19 protein-coding genes and 1 pseudogene are annotated in these 19,450 nt (G+C 58.5%); 8 read left to right on the top strand and 12 right to left on the bottom strand.

Annotated features, from left to right (window positions below):
• Positions 1–158 precede the first annotated feature (158 nt).
• Positions 159–308, top strand: a pseudogene (locus ACVWYZ_RS08880) (Uma2 family endonuclease); the annotation flags it as partial.
• Here the strand turns inward: ACVWYZ_RS08880 and ACVWYZ_RS08875 are convergent.
• Positions 286–2,064 (bottom strand): flavin reductase, encoded by a 1,779-nt coding sequence (locus ACVWYZ_RS08875; protein ID WP_457466834.1) that lies wholly within the window; start codon positions 2,062–2,064, stop codon positions 286–288. The pseudogene ACVWYZ_RS08880 and the gene ACVWYZ_RS08875 overlap by 23 nt on opposite strands.
• A 354-nt stretch (positions 2,065–2,418) precedes the next feature.
• On the opposite strand from ACVWYZ_RS08875, the gene ACVWYZ_RS08870 reads away from it, so the two are divergent.
• Positions 2,419–2,649, top strand: a complete 231-nt coding sequence (locus ACVWYZ_RS08870; RefSeq protein WP_414355764.1) for a DUF2555 domain-containing protein — start codon at positions 2,419–2,421, stop codon at positions 2,647–2,649.
• Between the two features lie 34 nt (positions 2,650–2,683).
• Here ACVWYZ_RS08870 and ACVWYZ_RS08865 read toward each other — a convergent pair whose 3' ends face one another.
• The 3 genes from ACVWYZ_RS08865 to pdxA all read right to left on the bottom strand — a co-directional run bounded on the left by ACVWYZ_RS08865 (position 2,684) and on the right by pdxA (position 5,661).
• Complete coding sequence (locus ACVWYZ_RS08865) at positions 2,684–3,340, bottom strand: hypothetical protein (RefSeq protein ID WP_457466833.1); 657 nt, start codon at positions 3,338–3,340, stop codon at positions 2,684–2,686.
• An 87-nt stretch (positions 3,341–3,427) separates the two neighbouring features.
• On the bottom strand, positions 3,428–4,543 hold the full coding sequence (locus ACVWYZ_RS08860) for an aldo/keto reductase (RefSeq protein ID WP_457466837.1): 1,116 nt from the start codon (positions 4,541–4,543) through the stop codon (positions 3,428–3,430).
• A 29-nt stretch (positions 4,544–4,572) separates the two neighbouring features.
• Complete coding sequence (gene pdxA, locus ACVWYZ_RS08855) at positions 4,573–5,661, bottom strand: 4-hydroxythreonine-4-phosphate dehydrogenase PdxA (protein ID WP_457466832.1); 1,089 nt, start codon at positions 5,659–5,661, stop codon at positions 4,573–4,575.
• 201 nt (positions 5,662–5,862) lie between these two features.
• Between pdxA and ACVWYZ_RS08850 the strand changes: the two genes are divergently transcribed.
• Positions 5,863–6,843 (top strand): alpha-ketoacid dehydrogenase subunit beta, encoded by a 981-nt coding sequence (locus ACVWYZ_RS08850; RefSeq protein WP_414355766.1) that lies wholly within the window; start codon positions 5,863–5,865, stop codon positions 6,841–6,843.
• A 23-nt stretch (positions 6,844–6,866) separates the two neighbouring features.
• Here the strand turns inward: ACVWYZ_RS08850 and ACVWYZ_RS08845 are convergent, their stop codons facing one another.
• A complete protein-coding gene (locus ACVWYZ_RS08845; protein ID WP_457466831.1) occupies positions 6,867–8,108 on the bottom strand; it encodes an RNA-guided endonuclease InsQ/TnpB family protein in 1,242 nt (413 codons plus the stop codon).
• 134 nt (positions 8,109–8,242) lie between these two features.
• Here ACVWYZ_RS08845 and ACVWYZ_RS08840 point away from each other — a divergent pair, with 134 nt between their 5' ends.
• Positions 8,243–9,214, top strand: a complete 972-nt coding sequence (locus tag ACVWYZ_RS08840; protein ID WP_414355768.1) for a GDP-L-fucose synthase family protein — start codon at positions 8,243–8,245, stop codon at positions 9,212–9,214.
• Here ACVWYZ_RS08840 and ACVWYZ_RS08835 read toward each other — a convergent pair.
• From ACVWYZ_RS08835 to ACVWYZ_RS08825, 3 genes are all read right to left on the bottom strand, one after another.
• The gene (locus tag ACVWYZ_RS08835; RefSeq protein WP_414355769.1) at positions 9,211–9,948 is read right to left on the bottom strand and encodes a DevA family ABC transporter ATP-binding protein; all 738 of its coding nucleotides are present in this window, start codon (positions 9,946–9,948) and stop codon (positions 9,211–9,213) included. The two genes, ACVWYZ_RS08840 and ACVWYZ_RS08835, sit on opposite strands and share 4 nt — an antisense overlap.
• A gap of 225 nt (positions 9,949–10,173) precedes the next feature.
• Complete coding sequence (gene devC, locus ACVWYZ_RS08830) at positions 10,174–11,358, bottom strand: ABC transporter permease DevC (RefSeq protein WP_414355770.1); 1,185 nt, start codon at positions 11,356–11,358, stop codon at positions 10,174–10,176.
• A 9-nt stretch (positions 11,359–11,367) separates the two neighbouring features.
• Complete coding sequence (locus tag ACVWYZ_RS08825) at positions 11,368–12,519, bottom strand: ABC exporter membrane fusion protein (RefSeq protein WP_457466830.1); 1,152 nt, start codon at positions 12,517–12,519, stop codon at positions 11,368–11,370.
• Positions 12,520–12,813: 294 nt separating this feature from the next.
• Here ACVWYZ_RS08825 and murC point away from each other — a divergent pair, with 294 nt between their 5' ends.
• From murC to ACVWYZ_RS08810, 3 genes are all read left to right on the top strand, one after another.
• Positions 12,814–14,289 carry a UDP-N-acetylmuramate--L-alanine ligase gene (murC, locus tag ACVWYZ_RS08820; RefSeq protein ID WP_457466829.1) on the top strand — a complete coding sequence of 492 codons (1,476 nt, stop codon included), beginning with the start codon at positions 12,814–12,816 and terminating at the stop codon, positions 14,287–14,289.
• Between the two features lie 29 nt (positions 14,290–14,318).
• A complete protein-coding gene (gene murB / locus ACVWYZ_RS08815; protein WP_011433172.1) occupies positions 14,319–15,305 on the top strand; it encodes a UDP-N-acetylmuramate dehydrogenase in 987 nt (328 codons plus the stop codon).
• A gap of 110 nt (positions 15,306–15,415) precedes the next feature.
• Positions 15,416–15,682 (top strand): hypothetical protein, encoded by a 267-nt coding sequence (locus tag ACVWYZ_RS08810; RefSeq protein ID WP_414329076.1) that lies wholly within the window; start codon positions 15,416–15,418, stop codon positions 15,680–15,682.
• A 49-nt stretch (positions 15,683–15,731) separates the two neighbouring features.
• Here ACVWYZ_RS08810 and ACVWYZ_RS08805 read toward each other — a convergent pair whose 3' ends face one another.
• Together ACVWYZ_RS08805 and ACVWYZ_RS08800 are read right to left on the bottom strand one after the other, a co-directional pair.
• Positions 15,732–16,382, bottom strand: a complete 651-nt coding sequence (locus ACVWYZ_RS08805) for a cadmium resistance transporter (protein WP_457466828.1) — start codon at positions 16,380–16,382, stop codon at positions 15,732–15,734.
• A gap of 4 nt (positions 16,383–16,386) precedes the next feature.
• A complete protein-coding gene (locus ACVWYZ_RS08800; RefSeq protein ID WP_457466827.1) occupies positions 16,387–16,749 on the bottom strand; it encodes a hypothetical protein in 363 nt (120 codons plus the stop codon).
• Positions 16,750–16,801: 52 nt separating this feature from the next.
• On the opposite strand from ACVWYZ_RS08800, the gene ACVWYZ_RS08795 reads away from it, so the two are divergent.
• The gene (locus ACVWYZ_RS08795) at positions 16,802–17,611 is read left to right on the top strand and encodes a DUF3598 family protein (protein ID WP_457466826.1); all 810 of its coding nucleotides are present in this window, start codon (positions 16,802–16,804) and stop codon (positions 17,609–17,611) included.
• On the opposite strand, the gene ACVWYZ_RS08790 is transcribed toward ACVWYZ_RS08795, so the two are convergent.
• Both ACVWYZ_RS08790 and ACVWYZ_RS08785 read right to left on the bottom strand, forming a co-directional pair.
• Positions 17,577–18,383 carry an alpha/beta hydrolase gene (locus tag ACVWYZ_RS08790; RefSeq protein ID WP_457466825.1) on the bottom strand — a complete coding sequence of 269 codons (807 nt, stop codon included), beginning with the start codon at positions 18,381–18,383 and terminating at the stop codon, positions 17,577–17,579. The genes ACVWYZ_RS08795 and ACVWYZ_RS08790 overlap by 35 nt on opposite strands.
• 42 nt (positions 18,384–18,425) lie before the next feature.
• Complete coding sequence (locus ACVWYZ_RS08785) at positions 18,426–19,199, bottom strand: ZIP family metal transporter (RefSeq protein ID WP_457466824.1); 774 nt, start codon at positions 19,197–19,199, stop codon at positions 18,426–18,428.
• Positions 19,200–19,450 lie beyond the last annotated feature (251 nt).

Genomic DNA, 19,450 nt, shown 5'->3' with positions numbered 1-19,450 from the left:
ATACAGAGCGGTGGGGCATCCCGTTCTCAAAGCTCAGGAAATGTCCTTCACAGGAGTCACTGTTCGCGTCAGCGGGACGGAGTCCTTGAAGCCCGTACTCTTTCGCTTTAGCGGCGCGGAGCGCTTTGCGTTAGCATGAGTGCGGGAGTATGTCACACGATTACTCTGTTTTGATATTTGCCCCTCAACAAGAGCCAGAAATTTGCCGAGCAGATCGTCAGCTTAAGGTGATCGATGGGATCCAGTTAGCACTGACTCCACAACAAATCTTTGTTCTCCAATACACTACCCCCGCCGCATGGCCGTAACCCCCGTGGGATCCAGCACCTTGCCCCGTTCCACCTCGGCATAGACCAGGTAGCGATCCCCGCAGTCCATCCAAGTTTTCACACGGCACTCCAGGTAAGCTAAGGCATCCAACAAAATGGGGCAGCCATTTTCTGCAGTGGCCGTAGCCAAGCCGGCAAACCGATCTTCTCCAGGGCGCTGGGGCCGCTGAAAGTGCCGTTGCAAATTGCTACCTTTGCCTTCCCGCAAGATGTTGAGCACAAAGGGTGCCTGGGGATAGGTCAGCAGTTCGGCTTCTTGGTCCTTGCTCACCGATAGAGTTAGCCCCGGCGGATTGAAGCTGGCCTGGGCCACCGACCAGGTGAGAAAGCCACGGCGGGTCTCTCCTTGCAGAGCGGTAACTACGCACAGGGATCCCACCACCCGGCTCAGGGCTTGCCCAACCCGATCCGCCTGAGTTTCGCTGCTGGTTTGGCGAAGGGCACGAGCTCGTTTGGCTTTGCGCAGGGCCTGGGCAAACTGGGATCCCGCCTCTTGACAGGCTTCTAGGATTTCAGGGGTGGGCTTAAACTTGGCGCGGATCGTCTCAAACCCCAGAGAAAAGCCGGCATTGAGCAACTTGTTCTCGATGAGATCCACCGCTTCTCCGCTCCAGCCGTAGGAGCCAAAAACCCCGGCTAACCGGGTGGTGGGAACCGAAGAAAGGATGATGCCGAGGGCGGTTTGAATTTGCACCGGGGGATGGCCAGCCAAGGTCGGGGATCCGATAACAAACCCTTGGCAGCGCTCCAGAGCCTGGGCAATCTCTTCCGGGGTGGCCCATTCGCAGTTGATCCGCTCCACCTTAACGCCGGCTCGCTCCAACCCTTGGGCTATGGCCATGGCCATCAAACCTGTATTCCCGTATGCAGAAGTGTACAGAAGAGCTACCCGCTGCTCGCCGGGATCCTCCTCGCACCAAGTGTGGTAGTCCAACCGCAACCGCCGCAGGCTGTGGCGCACCAAGGGGCCGTGGGCAGGGGCATAGATTTGGGCGGGAAATTCTTCCAACTTGGCCAGGGCTGCCTTCACCTGGGGCAATTGGTTGCGGTGCAAGCAGTCGAAGTAGTAGCGACGGTCTTCGCTGAGCTGCCGCCAATGCTCGTCAAACACCTGCTCATCGCACACATGGGCACCGAACAACTTATCGGTGTAGAGGATCCCGGTAGCCGGATCGTAGGCACAGAGGGCATCGGGGTGGCGGGGTGTGGGCACGGTGCGAAAGTGCAACTCATGCCCTTCTCCCAAATCCAGGCGATCCCCATCTCGGATGACCCGCAAACGGAAGGACTGGTCGCCATTGTAGAAAATGCCCAGATCGGCGGCTTCCTCTTCGTCGCGACTGCGGGGCAAGGGATCCATCTCTTCAAAGGCGGCCCGTAGCGTAATGGATCCCGGCTTGGAGCAGAGCACCATCGCGTAGGGAGCCAGAGGCAATAGGGCTTTGAGAGTGGCAATGCGGTTAAAGTTGACGTGGCTGAGCAAAATAAAGTCCAACCGCTGTAGGTACTGGTGTTGGGCCAGCTCTTCTAAAAAGATGCTGGTGAACGATTCCCCCGGAGGATCGATGAGAAGGGTTTGGCGGGCCTGGATGAGGTAGCTATTGGCAGTGGTGCCCCGTTGCCGAGCGTATTCCAGCTCAAACTTCAGGCGATCCCAGGTGCGGGAGCGGAGAACCAACGTGGACGGGCCGATAAGGGCAACTTGGACATCGCGGGCGGGGATCTTGCTCTCCATAGCAGCCTCCGATGCGGTATCTGTCCTCACCTTGCCACGAAACTGGAGGAATGGGGATCCCTTTTCAGAGTTTCGGGAGAACAGGGGTTGGCTTACCCAAAAGTTGGGTCTGAAGCCCCATTCTACCCCTACGCGGAACTCAACCAGTAGGGCGGCTTTTGTGCTACAGCAAATACAGTGGCGAGAAGACTCAACTGCCCAAAAAACCACACGACTGTCTTAAAGCTGTTCACGCAGTGTTGCTAAGAAATACCAGTAATTAAGAATTTTCTCCCTTTGGGACAGGGAGTATTCAAGTTTTTGGCCAGCGAAAAGAAGAGGCTAAGATCGGCTTGTAGCGTGTTCAGGCTGCCTATGTCTGCCCGATCCAAGTCCAAAGTGGAAGCCCCTGCTAAGGGGATGGATCCCCGCCAGTTTACTGAAGCTGATGTGGCGGCAATTGCAGAGCGGTTGGAGCGCAATGAGTATCCGACCGTCTTTGGCTGCTTGGAAGACTGGCATGCCCTTCGAGCCGTTGCCTTTTATGCTCCCCACTTGGTGGCTCCCTATGCACACCTGTTGGAGTGGGAAGTGGATGAAGATTAGGACTGTCTTCGCAGTTCCGAAGGGATCCCAGTGCTCAGGCCGACGAGGGGGGAGAATTTCCGTCAGAGCCTTGCCTGCGAATCAGGTAGCGCACTTCTTCAAGGAGAACGTTGAACCTCTGATCCGTTTCCGCTTGCCGTTGGTTGATGGCCTGGATGGCGCGTTCGTGCTCTCGTTGTAGAGCGGTGAGGGTGACAAGAGCTTGAGTCACTTCCTCTGCCCACTCGGCAAGGTGAGCTAAGTCAGAGCGGGTCTCGCTGACAACTTGCTGTAGCTCTCGCAAGCTTTGAGCCTGAGCAGCAGCTTGTTCAGCAAATTCGGCGCGGCTTTCTTGGATGGACTGACGCAGCTCCTCGATTTCCCGCAGACGGGCGGCGTTCTCCTCGGCAGACTGGGCGCGGCTTTCTTGGATGGACTGACGCAGCTCCTCGATTTCCCGCAGACGGGCGGCGTTCTCCTCGGCAGACTGGGTGCGGCTTTCTTGGATGGACTGACGCAGCTCCTCGATTTCCCGCAGACGGGCGGCGTTCTCCTCAGCAGACTGGGCGCGGCTTTCTTGGATGGACTGACGCAGCTCCTGGATGGATTGGCAGAGCTCCCGGATTTCTCGGCTGTTGGCAGCAGTCTGTTCAGCCGTCCAAGCCAGCAGTTGCTCCACTCGGTCTAAGCGGTCTTGGCTCTGACTATTCACTCCGATGCCTCGCCTTGTGATGCAATCGATAAACTCCATCCGATTATAAGTGGAGTTAAGCTCAGCCAAATAGGATAGGTGGAATGGTCATTCCCAGAGCCGCCGGATCGGAGACCGATGCAGCAACTGGTGGGCTTCGGCCAGCAACTCCGGGATCCGCAGATGCTCTGGGCAGCGGGGCAAGCAGTCACCGCATTCGGTACAGCGGTCGGCAGGTGACCCCGGAAACCAATGCCCAGCTTGGCCGAACATGTTGTAGCGGTACTGGGCAAACTCCGTCATCTCGTGGGCAATGGCCAAGTTGCGCAACCGCAGCACTTCGGGAATGTGGATCCCTTCTGGGCAGGGCAGGCAGGCGTAGCACTGGGCGCAGCGGCTGGATCCCAAGCGTTCCTGCTCGGTTTGGCGCAACCGTTCTTGCACCTGAGGGCCATTTACCCACCACCGGTCGGGATCCCGTAAGGCCGACAAGGCCACCTGCAACTCCTCAGGATGGGTGATGCCTAGGCTGAGGGTGTGAACACGGGGATCCGCCAGCAAAAAACGATAGGCAAATTCCAAGGGGCTGAAAGGGGCACAGCACTCCTGCAGGTGTTGGGGCGGGCGATAGAGCATTCCCCCCTTATCGGCGGGAGAAATAATGAACACGCCCATATCCTGCTGGGCAGCTGCTTTTAGGGCCGGTGCATTGCGCTGTTGGAAAAAGTGATAGTGCAAATTAACAAAGTCAAAGCATCCTGTCTGGATGGCCTGCAAAATTAACTCCAGGGATCCATGGGTGGAAAAACCAATGTAGCGCACCCAGCCTTCTTGCTGCATCTGCTTGAGAATCGGAAACCCTTTCTGCAGCACCCACTCCAGATGTTCCGGCAAGTTGATGCCATGAAAGGCAAATTGATCCAGGTAATCCACCCGCAGACGGCGCAGGGATCCCTGAAGCCGCTCCCGCAACCCATCTGTGGGCGTGAGCTTGCTGGTGAGAATCAACTGATGGCGGGGAAGGGGCAGAGTTTGCAAAATCTCGCCCAAGAGCACCTCGGCATGGCCATAAGCCTGAGCCGTTTCGATGTGGTTGATCCCTGCGGCTAGGGCTGCCTCAACGGTTGCCTGAGCCTGAGCCCTGGGCACATTGACCAAGCGCATGCTGCCCAGAGAAAAAACCGAGACAAGCTGTCGGGTGCGCCCAAAGCGACGGTAAAGCATTCCGGTTGAGGTAGCACCGGCAACTTCCATCAAGCCACCCCCTGGAAACGAGAAACGGCCTCAGATTGTCGGGTACAGACGGCATTTCCCTCAGGGGATTGGGGGTTTTTGCCCAGCAGTTCTGCCGCCAGCAGGATCGCCTGCTTAAGGCTCTCGCACCGGGCCACCCCTTGGCCGGCAATGTCGAAGGCGGTGCCATGATCGGGAGAGGTGCGAACAAACGGCAGCCCAATTGTCAGGTTAACCGCCCGGTCAAAAGCCAGCATCTTCACCGGGATCAAGCCCTGATCATGATAGAGAGCCAAGTAGGCATCTGCCACAGTTGGGGATCCCTGGCCATGCCAGGCTTGCGCGGGAGCCAGCCACAGGGTGTCGGGGGGAAGCGGCCCCCAAATTTGGGCGTGGGCATAGGTGCGCAGCAGCTCGGTCAGCCATTCTTTTTCCTCAGATCCCAGTTGCCCCTGTTCGCCGGCATGGGGATTCAGGCCGGCTACTGCAATCACAGGATCCCGGATCCCAAAGGTGTGGCGCAGGGATCCCACCAGCACATTCAGCGCTGTCCGCACCCGCTCTGGGGTCAGCACGGTGGGCACTTGGCCGAGGGGAATATGGGTGGTGGCCAGCAAAACCCGCATCTGCCAACCGCTGTGGGGGGAACGGGCGACAAACAGCATCCCGTAGCGTTCAGACCCACTCAGTTGGGCCAAAACTTCCGTTTGGCCAGGGAACCGGTAGCCAGCTTGATGCCAGAGATATTTGGCGATGGGTGCTGTCACGATCCCCTGAAACTCCCCCTGCAACGTCCGTTCGACCGCCGTTCTCAGGTAAGCAAAACTAACCGCACCACTGTCGGCATCCCCTTGACCGACACGGCCAGGCTGCAACCAAAAGCCCGTGTTGCATTCCAGCATCGGGATCCCTGCCGGATGGGCCAACGGAGCCGGCGACCGATCCCTCAGCAGGCGATAGGTGGCTTCTAGAACCTGCCGATCCCCCACAACCGTGATGTGGGCGCAAGACCGCACCTCAGGATCCGCCAGCACCTTGAGCACAATTTCCGGCCCAATTCCCGTGGGATCCCCCAAGGTCAGGGCCAGTTTGGGCAGTGCAAGGCTCATGGTGTCTTTATCTTGAGAAGACAGATCTTGAGAAGACAGATGATCTCCATTTTGCAGGGGAAGCAGAGTGCCGACAAAAGCTGTGGGGTAAGGTCGCCATCCCTCTGAGCCAGAATGCTGAGCTCAGCCTATCCAGTCATCTGCAAGGGGATCCATGCCGGCAAAATGGTTTAATGAGGGTTTAGCGATATTTGACCTCATATGGCCGAGACATTCCTTTACAACGCCTTGCGTGCTGCCCTCGACGAAGAAATGGCCCGGGATCCCAACGTGTTTGTTTTGGGAGAAGATGTCGGCCATTACGGTGGCTCCTACAAAGTCACCAAAGACCTGTATCGCAAGTATGGGGAGATGCGCCTGCTGGATACCCCCATCTGCGAGAACAGCTTTACCGGCTTGGCCATTGGGGCAGCCATGACCGGCTTGCGCCCGGTGGTGGAAGGGATGAACATGGGCTTTCTGCTCCTGGCCTTCAACCAAATTGCCAACAATGCCGGTATGCTTCGCTACACTTCTGGGGGCAACTTCAAGATCCCGATGGTCATCCGCGGGCCGGGCGGGGTGGGTCGTCAGTTGGGGGCAGAGCACTCGCAGCGGCTAGAGGCTTACTTTCAAGCGGTGCCTGGGCTCAAGATCGTAGCCTGTTCAACGCCTTACAATGCCAAGGGCTTGCTCAAGTCCGCCATCCGCGATGACAACCCAGTTCTCTTTTTCGAGCATGTCCTTTTGTACAACTTGAAAGAAGATCTGCCGGAGGAAGAATACCTTTTGCCTCTGGACAAAGCCGAAATCGTCCGATCTGGCTCCGATGTTACCCTGCTCACCTACTCCCGCATGCGCTACCACGTGCTCAAGGCCGTGGACACTCTGGTGCAGCAGGAGATCGACCCCGAGGTGATCGACTTGATCTCCCTCAAGCCTCTGGATATGGAGACCATTGCCGCTTCGGTGCGCAAAACCCATCGGGTGATTATTGTTGAGGAAGACATGAAATCGGGTGGCATTGGGGCGGAACTGACGGCTCGCATCATGGAAGAACTGTTCGATGAGCTGGATGCGCCGGTGGTGCGTTTGGCTTCGCAGGACATTCCCACCCCCTACAACGGCACCCTGGAGGCAGCCACCATCGTGCAACCTGCAGATATCGTGGCGGCGGTGGAGCGGCTCCTCTACGCGGATTAGAACCCCTACAAAACAACAGTAAACTACCCGCACTCATGCTGACGCAGAGTGCTCCGCGCCGCTAAAGCGAAAGAGTGCAGGCTTTCGGTAGCCCTGTAGTTGGCAAGCCAACCACGTTCGCGAAGCGAGCCGTAGGCTTGACCTCTAGGCTGGTTTACAGCAGCCCCCAAAAGCGCAATCACATTCGCACCATTGAAATCCGCATCCCCTTCCCATCCACAGTGCCCACACTTAAACTTCTTCCCACTGCGGTAGGACTGTTCAGGGTCGGGATGAATATGCAAGCACCGGTGGCAGGTCTGCGACGTGTAGGCAGGCGGAACAAGAATCAGAGAAACCCCTGCAACCCTCGCCTTGTATTCCAGAAATTGACGGAGTTGGTAGAACGCCCAACTGTTAGCCCTGCGCCGCTCGGCTTTGCTGCGGGGTTGTTGGTTGATACGCTCCCGAATCCCTGTCAGGTTTTCCAGAGCAATGGCACTGTTTGTGGCCTTCGCCCTAGAGACAACAGCCTTGGAGATGCGATGATTGAGCCAGGCTTGAAAGCGCCTCTCCTTGCCAGACAGCCGTTGCAACAGTTCTCTGCATCTGCGCCGCGAACTGCGGGTGCCCTTACTGGCTTTTTGCTGGAGTACCGCTCTCAGCTTGGAATAACGGTCTCGGACTCTGCTCAACTGCTGTCCATTCCAGTTATCTCCTTCCGATGTATGGGCAATATCTGTCCTTCCCAAATCCACACCCAGTACCCTGTCCGTGCGTTGGCGTGGAAACGGTTCCGTTTCCACACAGATTTGGATTTGAATGTAGTAGGAACCTTTGCGCTTGACCAGAGTGGCCGATTTGGGATTGGAGCCCGCCAGCTTTTCTCTCTGGTAATGACCAATCGCCAGCTCAAAGCGTTCTCGACCCTCCACCGTGGTCAGCGACACCGTCCAGTCTTTCTCGCGAAATGAAAAGATACGAGCGTCATAGGTCGCAAAGCCCCCCTTGAACGCTTTGACCGGGCGGTTTTTCTGTCGGGCGACCTTACGGGCACCTGCCAGCCGTCTGCAGACCTGCTGAGCCAAGTTACTGGACAAGCCGAACCGGGCACGGATTTGGTGGTAGCCCAGAGATTGAAGTTTAACGGCGTTGGCGACTTTCTCGGGTGTGTTTTGGTTGACCCAGTTCAAGGCGTGGCCGAAGGCATCCAAGGTCGCGTCCAACTTTGCGGCTTGCGACTGGGACACCTTGAGCTTGCAGGAAAGGGTCAGGACTTGGGTCATGGTTGTATCGTAACTCCGCATTCCTCCCGACCCTCGCCCTACGGACAGAGGGCGGGGCTCCTGCGCTAGTAAGCTGAAATACGGCTATCCCCTCTGCCGCATAATGAAAGCCGGGAGTTCTCTGCGTCGGATCTATGCCCAACAGCTTGCCCGGTTCCATTGATCTCAGCCAGAAGCGCATTTTGCTCACAGGGGGCAGCGGCTTTTTGGGCAAACATGTGCTGCAACAGTTGCAGGTGCTGGGGGTAAAGCCGGAGCAGGTGCGCATCCCGCGCTCGCGCACCCAGGATCTGCGCCGCTGGGAAGTCTGCCAGGAGGTGGTGCAGGGGCAGGAGATCGTGATCCACTTGGCCGCCCACGTAGGCGGGATCGGCCTCAACCAAGCCAAGCCGGCAGAACTCTTCTACGACAACCTCATCATGGGATCCCAGCTCATCCACGCCGCCTATCTGGCCGGGGTGGAGAAGTTTGTCTGCGTGGGCACCATCTGCGCCTACCCCAAGTTTACCCCCGTCCCCTTCAAGGAAGAGGATCTCTGGAACGGCTACCCGGAAGAGACCAACGCCCCCTACGGCATCGCCAAGAAAGCCCTGCTGGTGCAACTGCAAGCCTACCGACAGCAGTACGGCTTCAACGGCATCTACCTCCTGCCGGTGAACCTCTATGGCCCGATGGACAACTTCGACCCCGAAAGCTCCCACGTCATCCCAGCCTTGATCCGCAAGGTGCATGAAGCACAGCAACGGGGCCAAAACTATGTCGAAGTGTGGGGGGATGGCAGCCCCACCCGCGAGTTTTTCTACGCTGAAGATGCGGCCCGCGGCATTGTCATGGCCACCCAGCTTTACGACGGGGCGGATCCCTTGAACCTGGGCACCGGTGAAGAGATCTCCATCCGGGATCTGATTGCCCTCATCTGCGAGCTGATGGAGTTCCGGGGAGAGATCCGCTGGCAAACGGACAAGCCCAATGGCCAACCCCGCCGCTGTCTGGATGTCTCCAAAGCCCGAGAGAGGATGGGTTTTGTGGCCAAAGTCGGCTTGCGGGAAGGGCTGCAGCGCACCATCGACTGGTACCGCCGCCACGCCTGCTCTGGGCAAAGCTAGGCAACCCCTTGGCTCTCCAGCCGGCCATCCTCCATGTGCAGCACCCGATCCGCGATGTCCAGGATGCGGTTGTCGTGGGTCACCATGAGGATGGTGCAGCCCTGCTCCCGCGCCAACTTCTCCATCAGGGTCACCACCTCGCGACCCGACTTGCTATCTAGGGCTGCCGTGGGCTCGTCCGCCAGCACCAGCTTGGGATGGCTGACCAAGGCCCGCGCGATGGCCACCCGCTGTTTCTGTCCTCCCGAAAGCTGCTCAGGGTAAGAGTGGACGCGATCCCCTAGGCCCACTGCCGCCAGCATTTCCTCTGCCCGCTGCTGCACCTGTTGAGGAGCAAGGCCGTTGTGCAGCTCCAGAGCCATGCGCACGTTTTGAGCTGCCGTCAGCGAGCGCAGCAGGTTATGGGCTTGGAAAATGTACCCGACCTGGCGGCGGATTTGGATAAGAGTGCTCGGCTGAGCTCCCCGCAGCTCCTGTCCCAACACCCGCAAGCTGCCCTCCTGCACCGAGCGCAAGGCCCCCAGCAGCGTCAGCAGGGTGGTTTTGCCGGAGCCGGAAGGGCCAGTCAGCAGCACGATCTCCCCTGGCTGCAGGGCAAAGCTAATGTCGAAGAGAATCTGCTTGCGCAGGGATCCCTCGCCGAAATAGTGGTTTACACCTTCGGCTTTCACCACTGGCTCAACGGCATTCTGGGCAGAAGCAAGGGCAGCTTGATCGAGAAGAGGAGTCAGCATAGGAAACTCAAAATCTCAAAACTTTGCGTTGACAACTCATTGACCACTTAGGCCGTCATTTGGAGCGTTGAGATGAGACCATTTAGAAACCTTTGGCCGGAGAGCGTTGATGAGGATCCCAGAAGTTTTTAGACAGTTTAGTTCAAACCCTTCACCATCCATCCGATCCCCTTTGGCAGACTATTGACTTACCAACGCCCCGGCGCCCTGCCCACAGCCAAAACTCTAGAAAATGTCGGCAGGATCGGCTGCCCGCAGCCGTCGCACGGCAATCGCTCCTGAGATGAAACACATGCTCACCGCCAGCCCCAGCACCAGCATCGCCCGGTTGAAGGTCATGGCAATAGGCAGCAACGTGGCATTGGCCGTCAAATCGTAGAGCAGAACCGACAGGGCAAAGGCGGGAATATACCCCAAGCCGGCCAGCAGGATCGCCTCTTGAAATACCACCCCCAGCAGGTAGGTATCGGTGTAGCCCATGGCTTTGAGAGTGGCATATTCCGCCAGGTGATCCGACACATCGGTGTAGAGAATTTGATAGACAATCACAATGCCGACAATAAAGCCCATGCCCACCCCCAGGCCGAAAATAAAGCCGATGGCTGTGCCCTCTTCCCAGTAGGTTTGCTCCATATCGATAAACTCCGCCCGTGAGAGCACCCGCACATCTTCCGGCAGCAAAGCCCGCATCTGCCGCACCAAGGGATCCGGATCCACACCCGGCTGGAGTTGCACCACGCCGATATCCACTAGGCCGCGCCCCCGCTGCGGAAAAATGCGCAGGAAATTGAGATCGCTGGTGAGAATGGTGCCGTCGGCTCCAAAGGTGGCCCCCATCTCAAACAGGCCCCCCACCTGGACGCGGCGGTTTCCCACCTCAGTAACCACCTCTCGCCCGGACTCAAACCACTCTGGGATGGGGCCAAACTCGCTGCGGGAGCGGCGGTCAAAAAGCACCACGTCCGCCTTTTTGATCTCTTCCAGCTTGTCCGGCGTCAGTTCCGGCAAGTCCAACAGATCAGCCGAGGGATCCACTCCCACCACGAAAATGCTGCGGGTACGGCGGGTCTCTGGGTTTTTCCAGAGGGCAAAGCCCACATAGACAGGCGAGATGGCCCGCACCCCCTCAAAGCCCAAAGCCTGATAGAGTCGCCGCTGGGAGAAGGTGTTCATGGCAATCAGGGCGTTGGACTGAGGGCTGACCAGGAAGATCTCTCCCTTCAGGGCCACGTGGAAGCGGATGGCACTTTCCAGCAGGCTGTCTTGGAAGCCCAACTGCATGAACATCAAGATGCAAGCAAAGGCAATGCCCGCCAGGGCCACCAGCAGGCGGATCTTCTCCCGCGTCAACTGCAGCCAGGCCAACGGGATCCGATGGGCGATAAAAGCCACACTGAACAGGCTGTACATGGGCTGAGCCTACCCCTCGACATCGATGGCCACATTCACCTGCAGGTTGGTCAGGCCAGCCACGCGGGCGCTGCTCTCCGGATCCAGGCGGATATACACCTCTACCACACGGGCATCCACATCGGCAGCTGGGTCGGTGTTGAGCACATCTTTCTTGCCAATCTGCAGGCCTACCCGCTCCACTCGGCCCTGCAGGGTTTCTGGCAGAGCGCGGTTGCTAATGGTGGCCTGCTGGCCTGGCCGAACCCGCAAGATGTCTGCTTCGTAGACCTCGGCCACCACCATCATTTGGTCAGTGTTGCCCAGCTCGAGAATGCCCTCGCCGGCGGGGATGACCTCTCCAGGGCGGGTGTGGATCTTGAGCACCTGTCCAGCACGGGGAGCGCGGATGAGGGTGCGCTCTAGGCGAGCTTCTGCCAGTTCCAGATTGCGGGCCAGGGATCCCAGTTGGACTTGGGCTTGGGCCAGACTCAGTCCCGCCTCGGCAGCTTGGACTTGGGCTTGGGCATTGAGCAGATCCCGCTCACGGGCCAGGCGCAGTTGGCTCAGGGTGGCTTCGGCAGCCCGCAAGTCCTCCTGTCGTTGCCGCACCAGCAGCCGGCGTTGATCCAGCTCTTGTTGCGAGATTGCTCCTTCCTGCCAGAGCTCCTGAAAGCGGGCCAGATTGGCCTCGGCATCGGCCAGTTCTGCCCGGATACGTTCCACCACCGCTTCCTGGGAGCGGATTTGCATCTGTTGCGGCTCGTCCAGACGGCTGAGGCGGGTGCGTGCCTCTTGGATTTGGGCCTGACTGAAACGGGTCTCGGCCTGCAACCGGGCGCGGGCCTCTTGAAGTTGGGCGGCAGCGTACTCTCGCTCCGCCAACCGCTCGGCGTAGCTTTCCAAGCAGGCCAGCACTTGGCCTGCCACCACGCGATCCCCCTCGGCCACCAGCAGCTCTCCCAGCCGTTCTCCGGGGGAACCGGCAATGCGCAGCACTTCCCCCTCCGGCTCCAGGCGACCCAAAGCACCCACTTGAGGAGGCAGCCGCATTTCCACCGTTGCCTCTGCACTTCCCGATACCGACTGTGTGGCTCCCTGTTGGCTCAATCCCAGCCATGCCAGACCGGCACAACCAAGCAGCCCGACTCCTGCCAGCGACCAAAGCGCTCGTGGGTTCATGGCCTTTTACCCGCTGTGGCTTTGCAGACGACAAACGCCGCCTCTTTTTCTTAAATAAGTGTAAAGTTTTTGGGATGAAAATGTCCAGCTGTATTCTGTGTTGCTTGTGCTCACCGTATTTTCACCCCCTGTGGGTTCCCCAAGGTGCCGGCAGATCACGGCAACCGGTGGGGCGCAGCCTACCTAGCTCTGGGGATTCCTGATATGATGTGGCCTGTTCGAACCTGTTTGTAGTCAGCAGAACGCAGTCCTTTTTTTGGAGTGTGGCGGTTTTAGGAGTGGGGTGGAGTTGCGATGGTGGAGACAGTTGGAGGAAGGGATCCCATCCCGCCGTTGCCGGTTCCGTCTCAGCCTCCGCCCCTGCATTTGGATCCCCTAGATCCCTTGCTGTCCACCTATCACTTTGTGGGCATTGGTGGAGTGGGGATGTCGGCCCTGGCCTATATCCTGGCTAAACAAGGGTTTCGCGTTTCCGGATCCGACATTGTCGCCAATGGCCGTACCCGCCGCCTGGAAGCTTTGGGGGTGCGCTTCTTTCAGGGCCACAGCTTGGAGGGGTTGGTCGGGGATCCCCAGGTGGTCTATTCCAGCGCCATTCGCCCCACCAATCCAGAATTGGCTGCTGCCCTGGGCAAGGGATTGACGGTTTGGCACCGGGCAGACTTGTTGGCGGCTCTGTTTAACCGTCGCTCTGGCATTGGGGTGGCCGGCACTCACGGCAAAACCACCACCAGCAGCATGATCGGCTATGTGTTGCTCTCGGCGGGCTGGGATCCCACCTTGATTATCGGCGGGGAAGTGGATGCCTGGGATGGCAATGCCCGTCTGGGCCAGGGGGAGTATTGGGTGGCGGAGGTGGATGAGTCGGATGGATCCCTGGTGCGGCTCTATCCCAAGATTGGGGTGATCACCAACATTGAGCTGGATCACCCCGATCACTACGCCGATTTGGGGCAGGTGATCCGGGCTTTTCAACAGTATGGGCAGCAAAGCCAAACCCTGGTGGCCTGTCTGGACTGTCCCAACGTGGCGGCTCACCTGGCGGTGGATGTGGGCTACAGCCTGACCGGTCATCCCCAAGCCCAGTACCAAGCTCGCCAAATCCTCTACACTGCCAGTTTCACCTGCGCCGAGATTTGGGAAAGGGGATCCCTGCTCGGCCAGCTCCAGTTGCAGGTGCTGGGATCCCACAACCTCAGCAATGCCCTGGCGGCGGTTGCCGTTGGGCGACAGTTGGGCTTGGAGTTTGCGGTGATTGCCTCAGCTTTGGCGCAATTTCGGGGGGCGCATCGCCGCTTTGAGCACAAGGGGGAAGTGGGTGGAGTCACCTTTATCGACGACTATGCCCACCATCCCAGCGAGATTCGGGCCACTCTGCAGGCAGCCCGTCTGCAACAGCGGCGGGTGGTGGCCGTGTTTCAGCCTCATCGCCACAGCCGTTTGGCTGCCTTGTTCCAGGATTTTGCCCGCTGCTTTGGGGAGGCGGACGTGGTGGTGATCGTGCCTACGTATGGAGCGGGAGAGCCGGCGCCTGAGGGTTCCGACAGCTTGCGCTTGGCCGTGGCGGTGGCGGAGCACCATCCCCATGTGCGCTATGTGTCGTCTTTGCCGCGATTGCCGGAGGTGTTGCCGTCCGTCCTGCAGCCTGGAGATCTCGCCGTTTTTTTGGGCGCAGGGGACTTAAATCAGCAGATAATCGCTACGATGCGGGCATATGCGGCTCAGGTGAGGGAACAGCCTGGGCAAGCCAAAAATCCAAACTTCAGCTGAAAAGATAGCTGCTTCTGAGGTATTGAATCATGACGACGGCTCCGGTGGTGCCTCAGCGGGACGGTTCCTGTGAGTCTGAGGCGGCAAGTCTTACCGCTGAAGACAGGCTTCTCCCCCGCGGGCCGGCGGCTCTGCTATCTGGACGAATTCAATCGGGGATCCCGTTGGCTCCTCTGACCACCTTTCGCGTGGGCGGCAAGGCCGAGTGGTATTGTGAGCCCCGTAGCCATCTGGAGCTGCAGCAGTGTTTGGCTTGGGCGCGAGCAGAAGGGATCCCCACGACGCTGTTAGGGGCAGGCAGCAATCTGCTCATCAGCGATGCGGGGTTGAAGGGGCTGGTGATCGGTACCCGCCGTTTGCGGGGGATCCAACTGCTGGAAGGGGGGAGAATTTGGGCCGCTGCCGGAGAGCCTTTGGTCAATCTGTCGCGGGCCGCCGCCAGGCAAGGCTGGAGTGGGTTGGAGTGGGCGATTGGGATCCCGGGCACCCTGGGGGGAGCCGTGGTGATGAATGCGGGTGCCCACGGACGCGCCATGGCGGATGTGCTGGTGGAAGTGCAGATTTTGGACGAGGAACAAGAGCCCTGCCGCCTAGAACCTGCCGATCTGCAATTTGGCTATCGCCGCTCTCGCCTACAGGACTCCCCCTGGACGGTGACAGGAGCGACGCTGCAGTTGATCCCAAGCAGGGATCCGTCCCAGGTGCAGTGGGAAACCCAGCGCTACCTCAACCAACGCCTAAGCTCTCAGCCCTATCATTTGCCCAGTTGTGGCAGCGTCTTTCGCAACCCCGAATCTCACCCTGCCGGCTGGCTCATCGAGCAGGTGGGGTTGAAGGGGTACCGCATCGGTGGGGCCCAAATTTCAGAGCGCCATGCCAACTTCATCCTCAATTGCCATCAGGCGAGTGCCAAGGACATTTACCGCTTGATTCGCTTGGCCCAGGAAAAGGTCTATCAGCAATGGTCGGTGCTTTTGGAGCCGGAAGTGCGCATTCTGGGATCCTTTGAGGATTAGAGGAGCATTGGGCAGACAATTTGGACTGTTTTCTTTTGGTGATTTTGATGATTCTGCTCTTAAACTGTTCTTACCAGCTTAGATGCTCGTCGATTCTTTCCTATCGGCTTATGAGTCAAGATGCAGCCACCTTACGTCGTTTAATTCAACGGCTCAATCAGTCCCACACCACTGCGGAAGAACGCCGCTATTTGGTGGAGATCGGCAGCTTGGCTGCTTTGCTCACCCCGGAAGAGGCTGCCGCTTTGGCCCAAGATCCCAAGCAACTCACCGCCGAGCAGCACTATCGCATTTGGGACTGGGTGCATCGCTGGGAACGGGAGCACCGCCACGAAGATCTGGACTGGGATCCCTCTCTAGACCGACACAACGACTAGAACTCGAAAGAATCCCGTCCCGCTATCACGAACAAATCCCGGCCAGAGTCTAAGACAAAAGCCATCTCCAAGTCTCATTTTTGAACAGGATCCACACCCCCAAGCCCATGAGAATCCAGGGCACCCAGTGTTCTGTCCGTTCCGTTAAAACCTTCGCCACTGCAGGCTGCATCGTCAGTTTTTGAGCCATTGCAAACCACAATCCCTTCATCAGAAAAAAGATTGTGGCAAAGAGGGCCAACTGAGGAGGGGTGCTGCCGGCAAACAGAGGAACATACAGGCTGACATTATCTCCACCATTGGCAAAGGTGAGGAGCATGGACATCAGGGCTGGTGGGGGCAAAAGGATCGGCCAAGCCTTTTGGGTTGGGCGCTCTCGCAACTCTTCCAACTCTTTTTCCAAGGTTTCTTCAGGTTCAGGTCGCCACAATTTCCAACCACCCACAGCAATCGGGATCACCCCCAGCAGCCCAATCGCAGGTGGCGGCAACAGCAGGCCCCCCAGGTATCCCAGAGAGCTGAGCAGGATCAACCCTGCCAAGCCCAAGTAGCCTCCCAGCCAAATGTGCCAGCCCTTCCACAGGGGTTGCAGCTGCGCCTGGGCAAACAACAGAACCAGCAAGAAAAAGTCGTCGATATGGGTGGCAACAAAAGCAAGGATCCCTTCGACTAAAGTTGCCCAGAAAATTGCCAGCGGCATAGGGTTAAGAAATGGGGAAGATGGCGCTGATATCGACGAGGTGAAACTGAAGCAGCCCAACAATTGCCGAAGTATAGGCGGTAGAAGAAGCCAGCCCAATCAAGAGATCGCGTTTCATATTGCGGGGTTTCTCGCCTTTCTCGACGACATCCGTAGCGCCAAACTGCATCATGAGAATGCCCATCAAGTTGGAGAGCCAGTACCCCACGAGGGTTCCGCTCAAAAACCACTGTGGCTGCCACAGGCTACACAGGTAGCCCAACCCATAGGCAATCGGCAGGTTGAAAAACAAGTCATTCCACCAGGAAAGGGGAGACAGCATAAACCCCAAAACCAGTAAAATGCCACCTCGGAGCTTCTTCCCCATAGGTCTTGCTCTCCAGCGTTACGTCCTCACAATCTTAGCTTCACATTGCTTCATGAAAACCCAAAAACAATGTCTGGCTCTCCACCTGGGAGTGTGGCACGGCCTCTTCTCCAACTATCGACCCACCGCCGGCGGCTGGGAGCTGGGGGGCCAAAAGCGCAGCCTCATCACCTTTGAGGCCTTGGCTCCATCCTCTTCTTCAGGAAGTCCGGCGGCAGGGAGCGCGATCCGCCAAACCAACGCCTACTACCCCCTACAGGGATCCCCCACTCCCGAAAGCTCCCAGAGCTGGGTCTACCAGGATTTCTCGCCGGGATTGCGGTTTTTCCCCGATGGATCCTTTTCCAACGGGCGGCTGCAGCTGGCGCCGTTTAGTGATTTTGCCGTCGAGCAGGGCTTTCTCTGGGGGGATCGCAAGGCGCGGCTGGTGCAACAGTGGGATGCCCAAGGTCGTCTGGTAGAGGTAACCGCGATCCTGGAGCGGCGCGGCCAAGCTTTGGATCCCGTTGCAGACTGTGCACCCCTGAGCAGAGAGCGACTGAGGGCCTGCCTCCAGGGGAGATGGCGGGGGATCGCCCAGAGCTTTGCGGTTGCCGAGGGCCGGTTTGCCGAAGCCGAGGTGGACTGCTTGGGGGCAGAGTGGTTGAGCAACTGGGATCCCTTGCCGGGAGGGCTGTGGATTGGCGGGCCGGATCCCTTGCCCATCCCTACCGCCCACCGGGATCGCAGCTTTTCGGTGAGCCTGAGCTGGTTTCCGCAGTCGGAAGACTGCCATTGTCTCTTGCGTTTGATCCGGGACTACGATGCCCGCGGTGCTTGGCAGCGGGTTACGCTGATCCGGGCGCAGAAGGATCCTGGTTGAGGAAGGCGCAAACCTGGTCAAACACCGTTTCCCGCTCCCCGTCCAAAGTGAGGATGTGGTCGGAGTGCTCCAGCCAAGACAAGATCTTCTCCTCGGATCCCAGCTCTTGATAGAGCCACGCTGCCTGTTCAGGATCCACTACTGTATCTTGGCGAGATTGCAGGATCAGAGTGGGAACCCGGATGCCGGCCACCTCTCCCTTGACCCGCTCGATCAGCTCCAGAGCGCTGCGCACCGCCGACAGATTAAAGTTGCGGAAATAGGCCGTTCTTTCTGCCAAGGCTCGAGCGTCCCCATCCCGAATCGGCAAGCTGAGGCGGGGCACCTCCTTCAATAGCCAACCCAGGCTGTTCAGGTACTGCTCAGGGCGAAAAAGATAGTACCAGTGGTGGCGAATGGCGAAAAATGGCGCCAGCAGCACCAATTTATGGATGGGATGGGCAAAAGCCAGGTGCAAAGCCAGCAGACAGCCGGTGGAAAAGCCCACCAAGGAAACGCGGGGATACTCCTGCTGCAAAGCCAGATAATGCTCCAAAGCCCGCCCGTACCACTCCGTCCAGCGGGAAGGGGGCATGTGGGCAGACCGGCGGTCGTGTAAGCGATGCGGAGCACTGTCATGGCCAGGATAGTTAAACCCCTGCACCGTCAAGCCAGCCGCCAACAGCCGCTCTGCCAGCCATTGCAACTCGTAAACACCGCCCCCCAATCCATGTAGCAGCAGACAGGCGTGTTCCCCTGCTCCTCGCCACAAAAAGGGTTCGTTACTCAACATAAAAAAATAAAACTCCGTTCCACTTCGCGACGGGATCCCTTGCTAGCCCAAGGTGATATCCAGCAACATCATCACCACAAACCCACTGATGACCCCAAAGGTGCCCTCCCGCTCCAACCCCTGCCGGTGCGACTCAGGGATGATCTCATCGGAAATGACAAACAACATCGCCCCCGCCGCAAAAGCCATGCCCCAGGGTAGTAGGGGCTGCGCCAGAGAGACCACCGTTGCTCCCAGGATCCCGCCGATGGGCTCCACCAGCCCGGTCACCAGGGCAATGGCAAAAGCAAACCGCCGCGAATACCCTTGGCTTGCCAGCGACAAAGCCACCACCAGCCCCTCTGGAATGTTCTGCAAGCCGATCCCCAGCGCCAGCGCCAACCCATCGCTAACTTGGCCGGTGGCAAATCCCACCCCCACCGCCAAGCCTTCCGGGAAATTGTGCAGGGCAATGGCAATGATAAAAAGCCAAATCCGCTTCAAATGGGCGCGGTTCTCCCCTTCAACCCCTTTGAAAAAGTGCTCGTGGGGAAAAAAGCGGTGGGCACTCTCCAGGAAGATTGCCCCTAGCAGCAGGCCCGCCGCCATCGCCACCGCCGCTCCAAATGGGGAATACCCCAGCGCCATGGCTGCCTCGGTGCCCGGCACCACCAGCGAAAACGAGGTGGCCGCCAGCATCACCCCACCCCCAAATCCCAGCAGGATCCCTTGTACCCTTTCGGAGAGCGAGGGAAGAAAAAGGGCCGGCAAAGCCCCCAGCCCCGTCGCCAAGCCGGCGATCAAGCTGGCCAGGGATCCCATCGCGATTGGATGCACAAGCCAATCTCCACAAAGGCCGAATGCTTTTCAATTCTCCTCCCTTTCCAACGTTGTGTGAACATTGCTGGCTCGAGCGGCATAGGCGAGGTTCTGAAAGTTGGCTTGGAGCGCCAGATTTTGTGTTTATGAGCAAGGTACACAAGAGCAAGTCTGAAGGCTCTATTCCCCAGTTGGAGTTTGCCAGCTAAGCCAAGGTTTATTACAATAATTGCAAATTGCCTCGGCGCAGAAGCGTCCTGAACAGCAAT

This window comes from Thermostichus sp. MS-CIW-37 (genome assembly GCF_054060065.1).
Note: the sequence above shows the minus strand (reverse complement) of the source record. Positions and strands in the feature narration are given on the sequence as shown.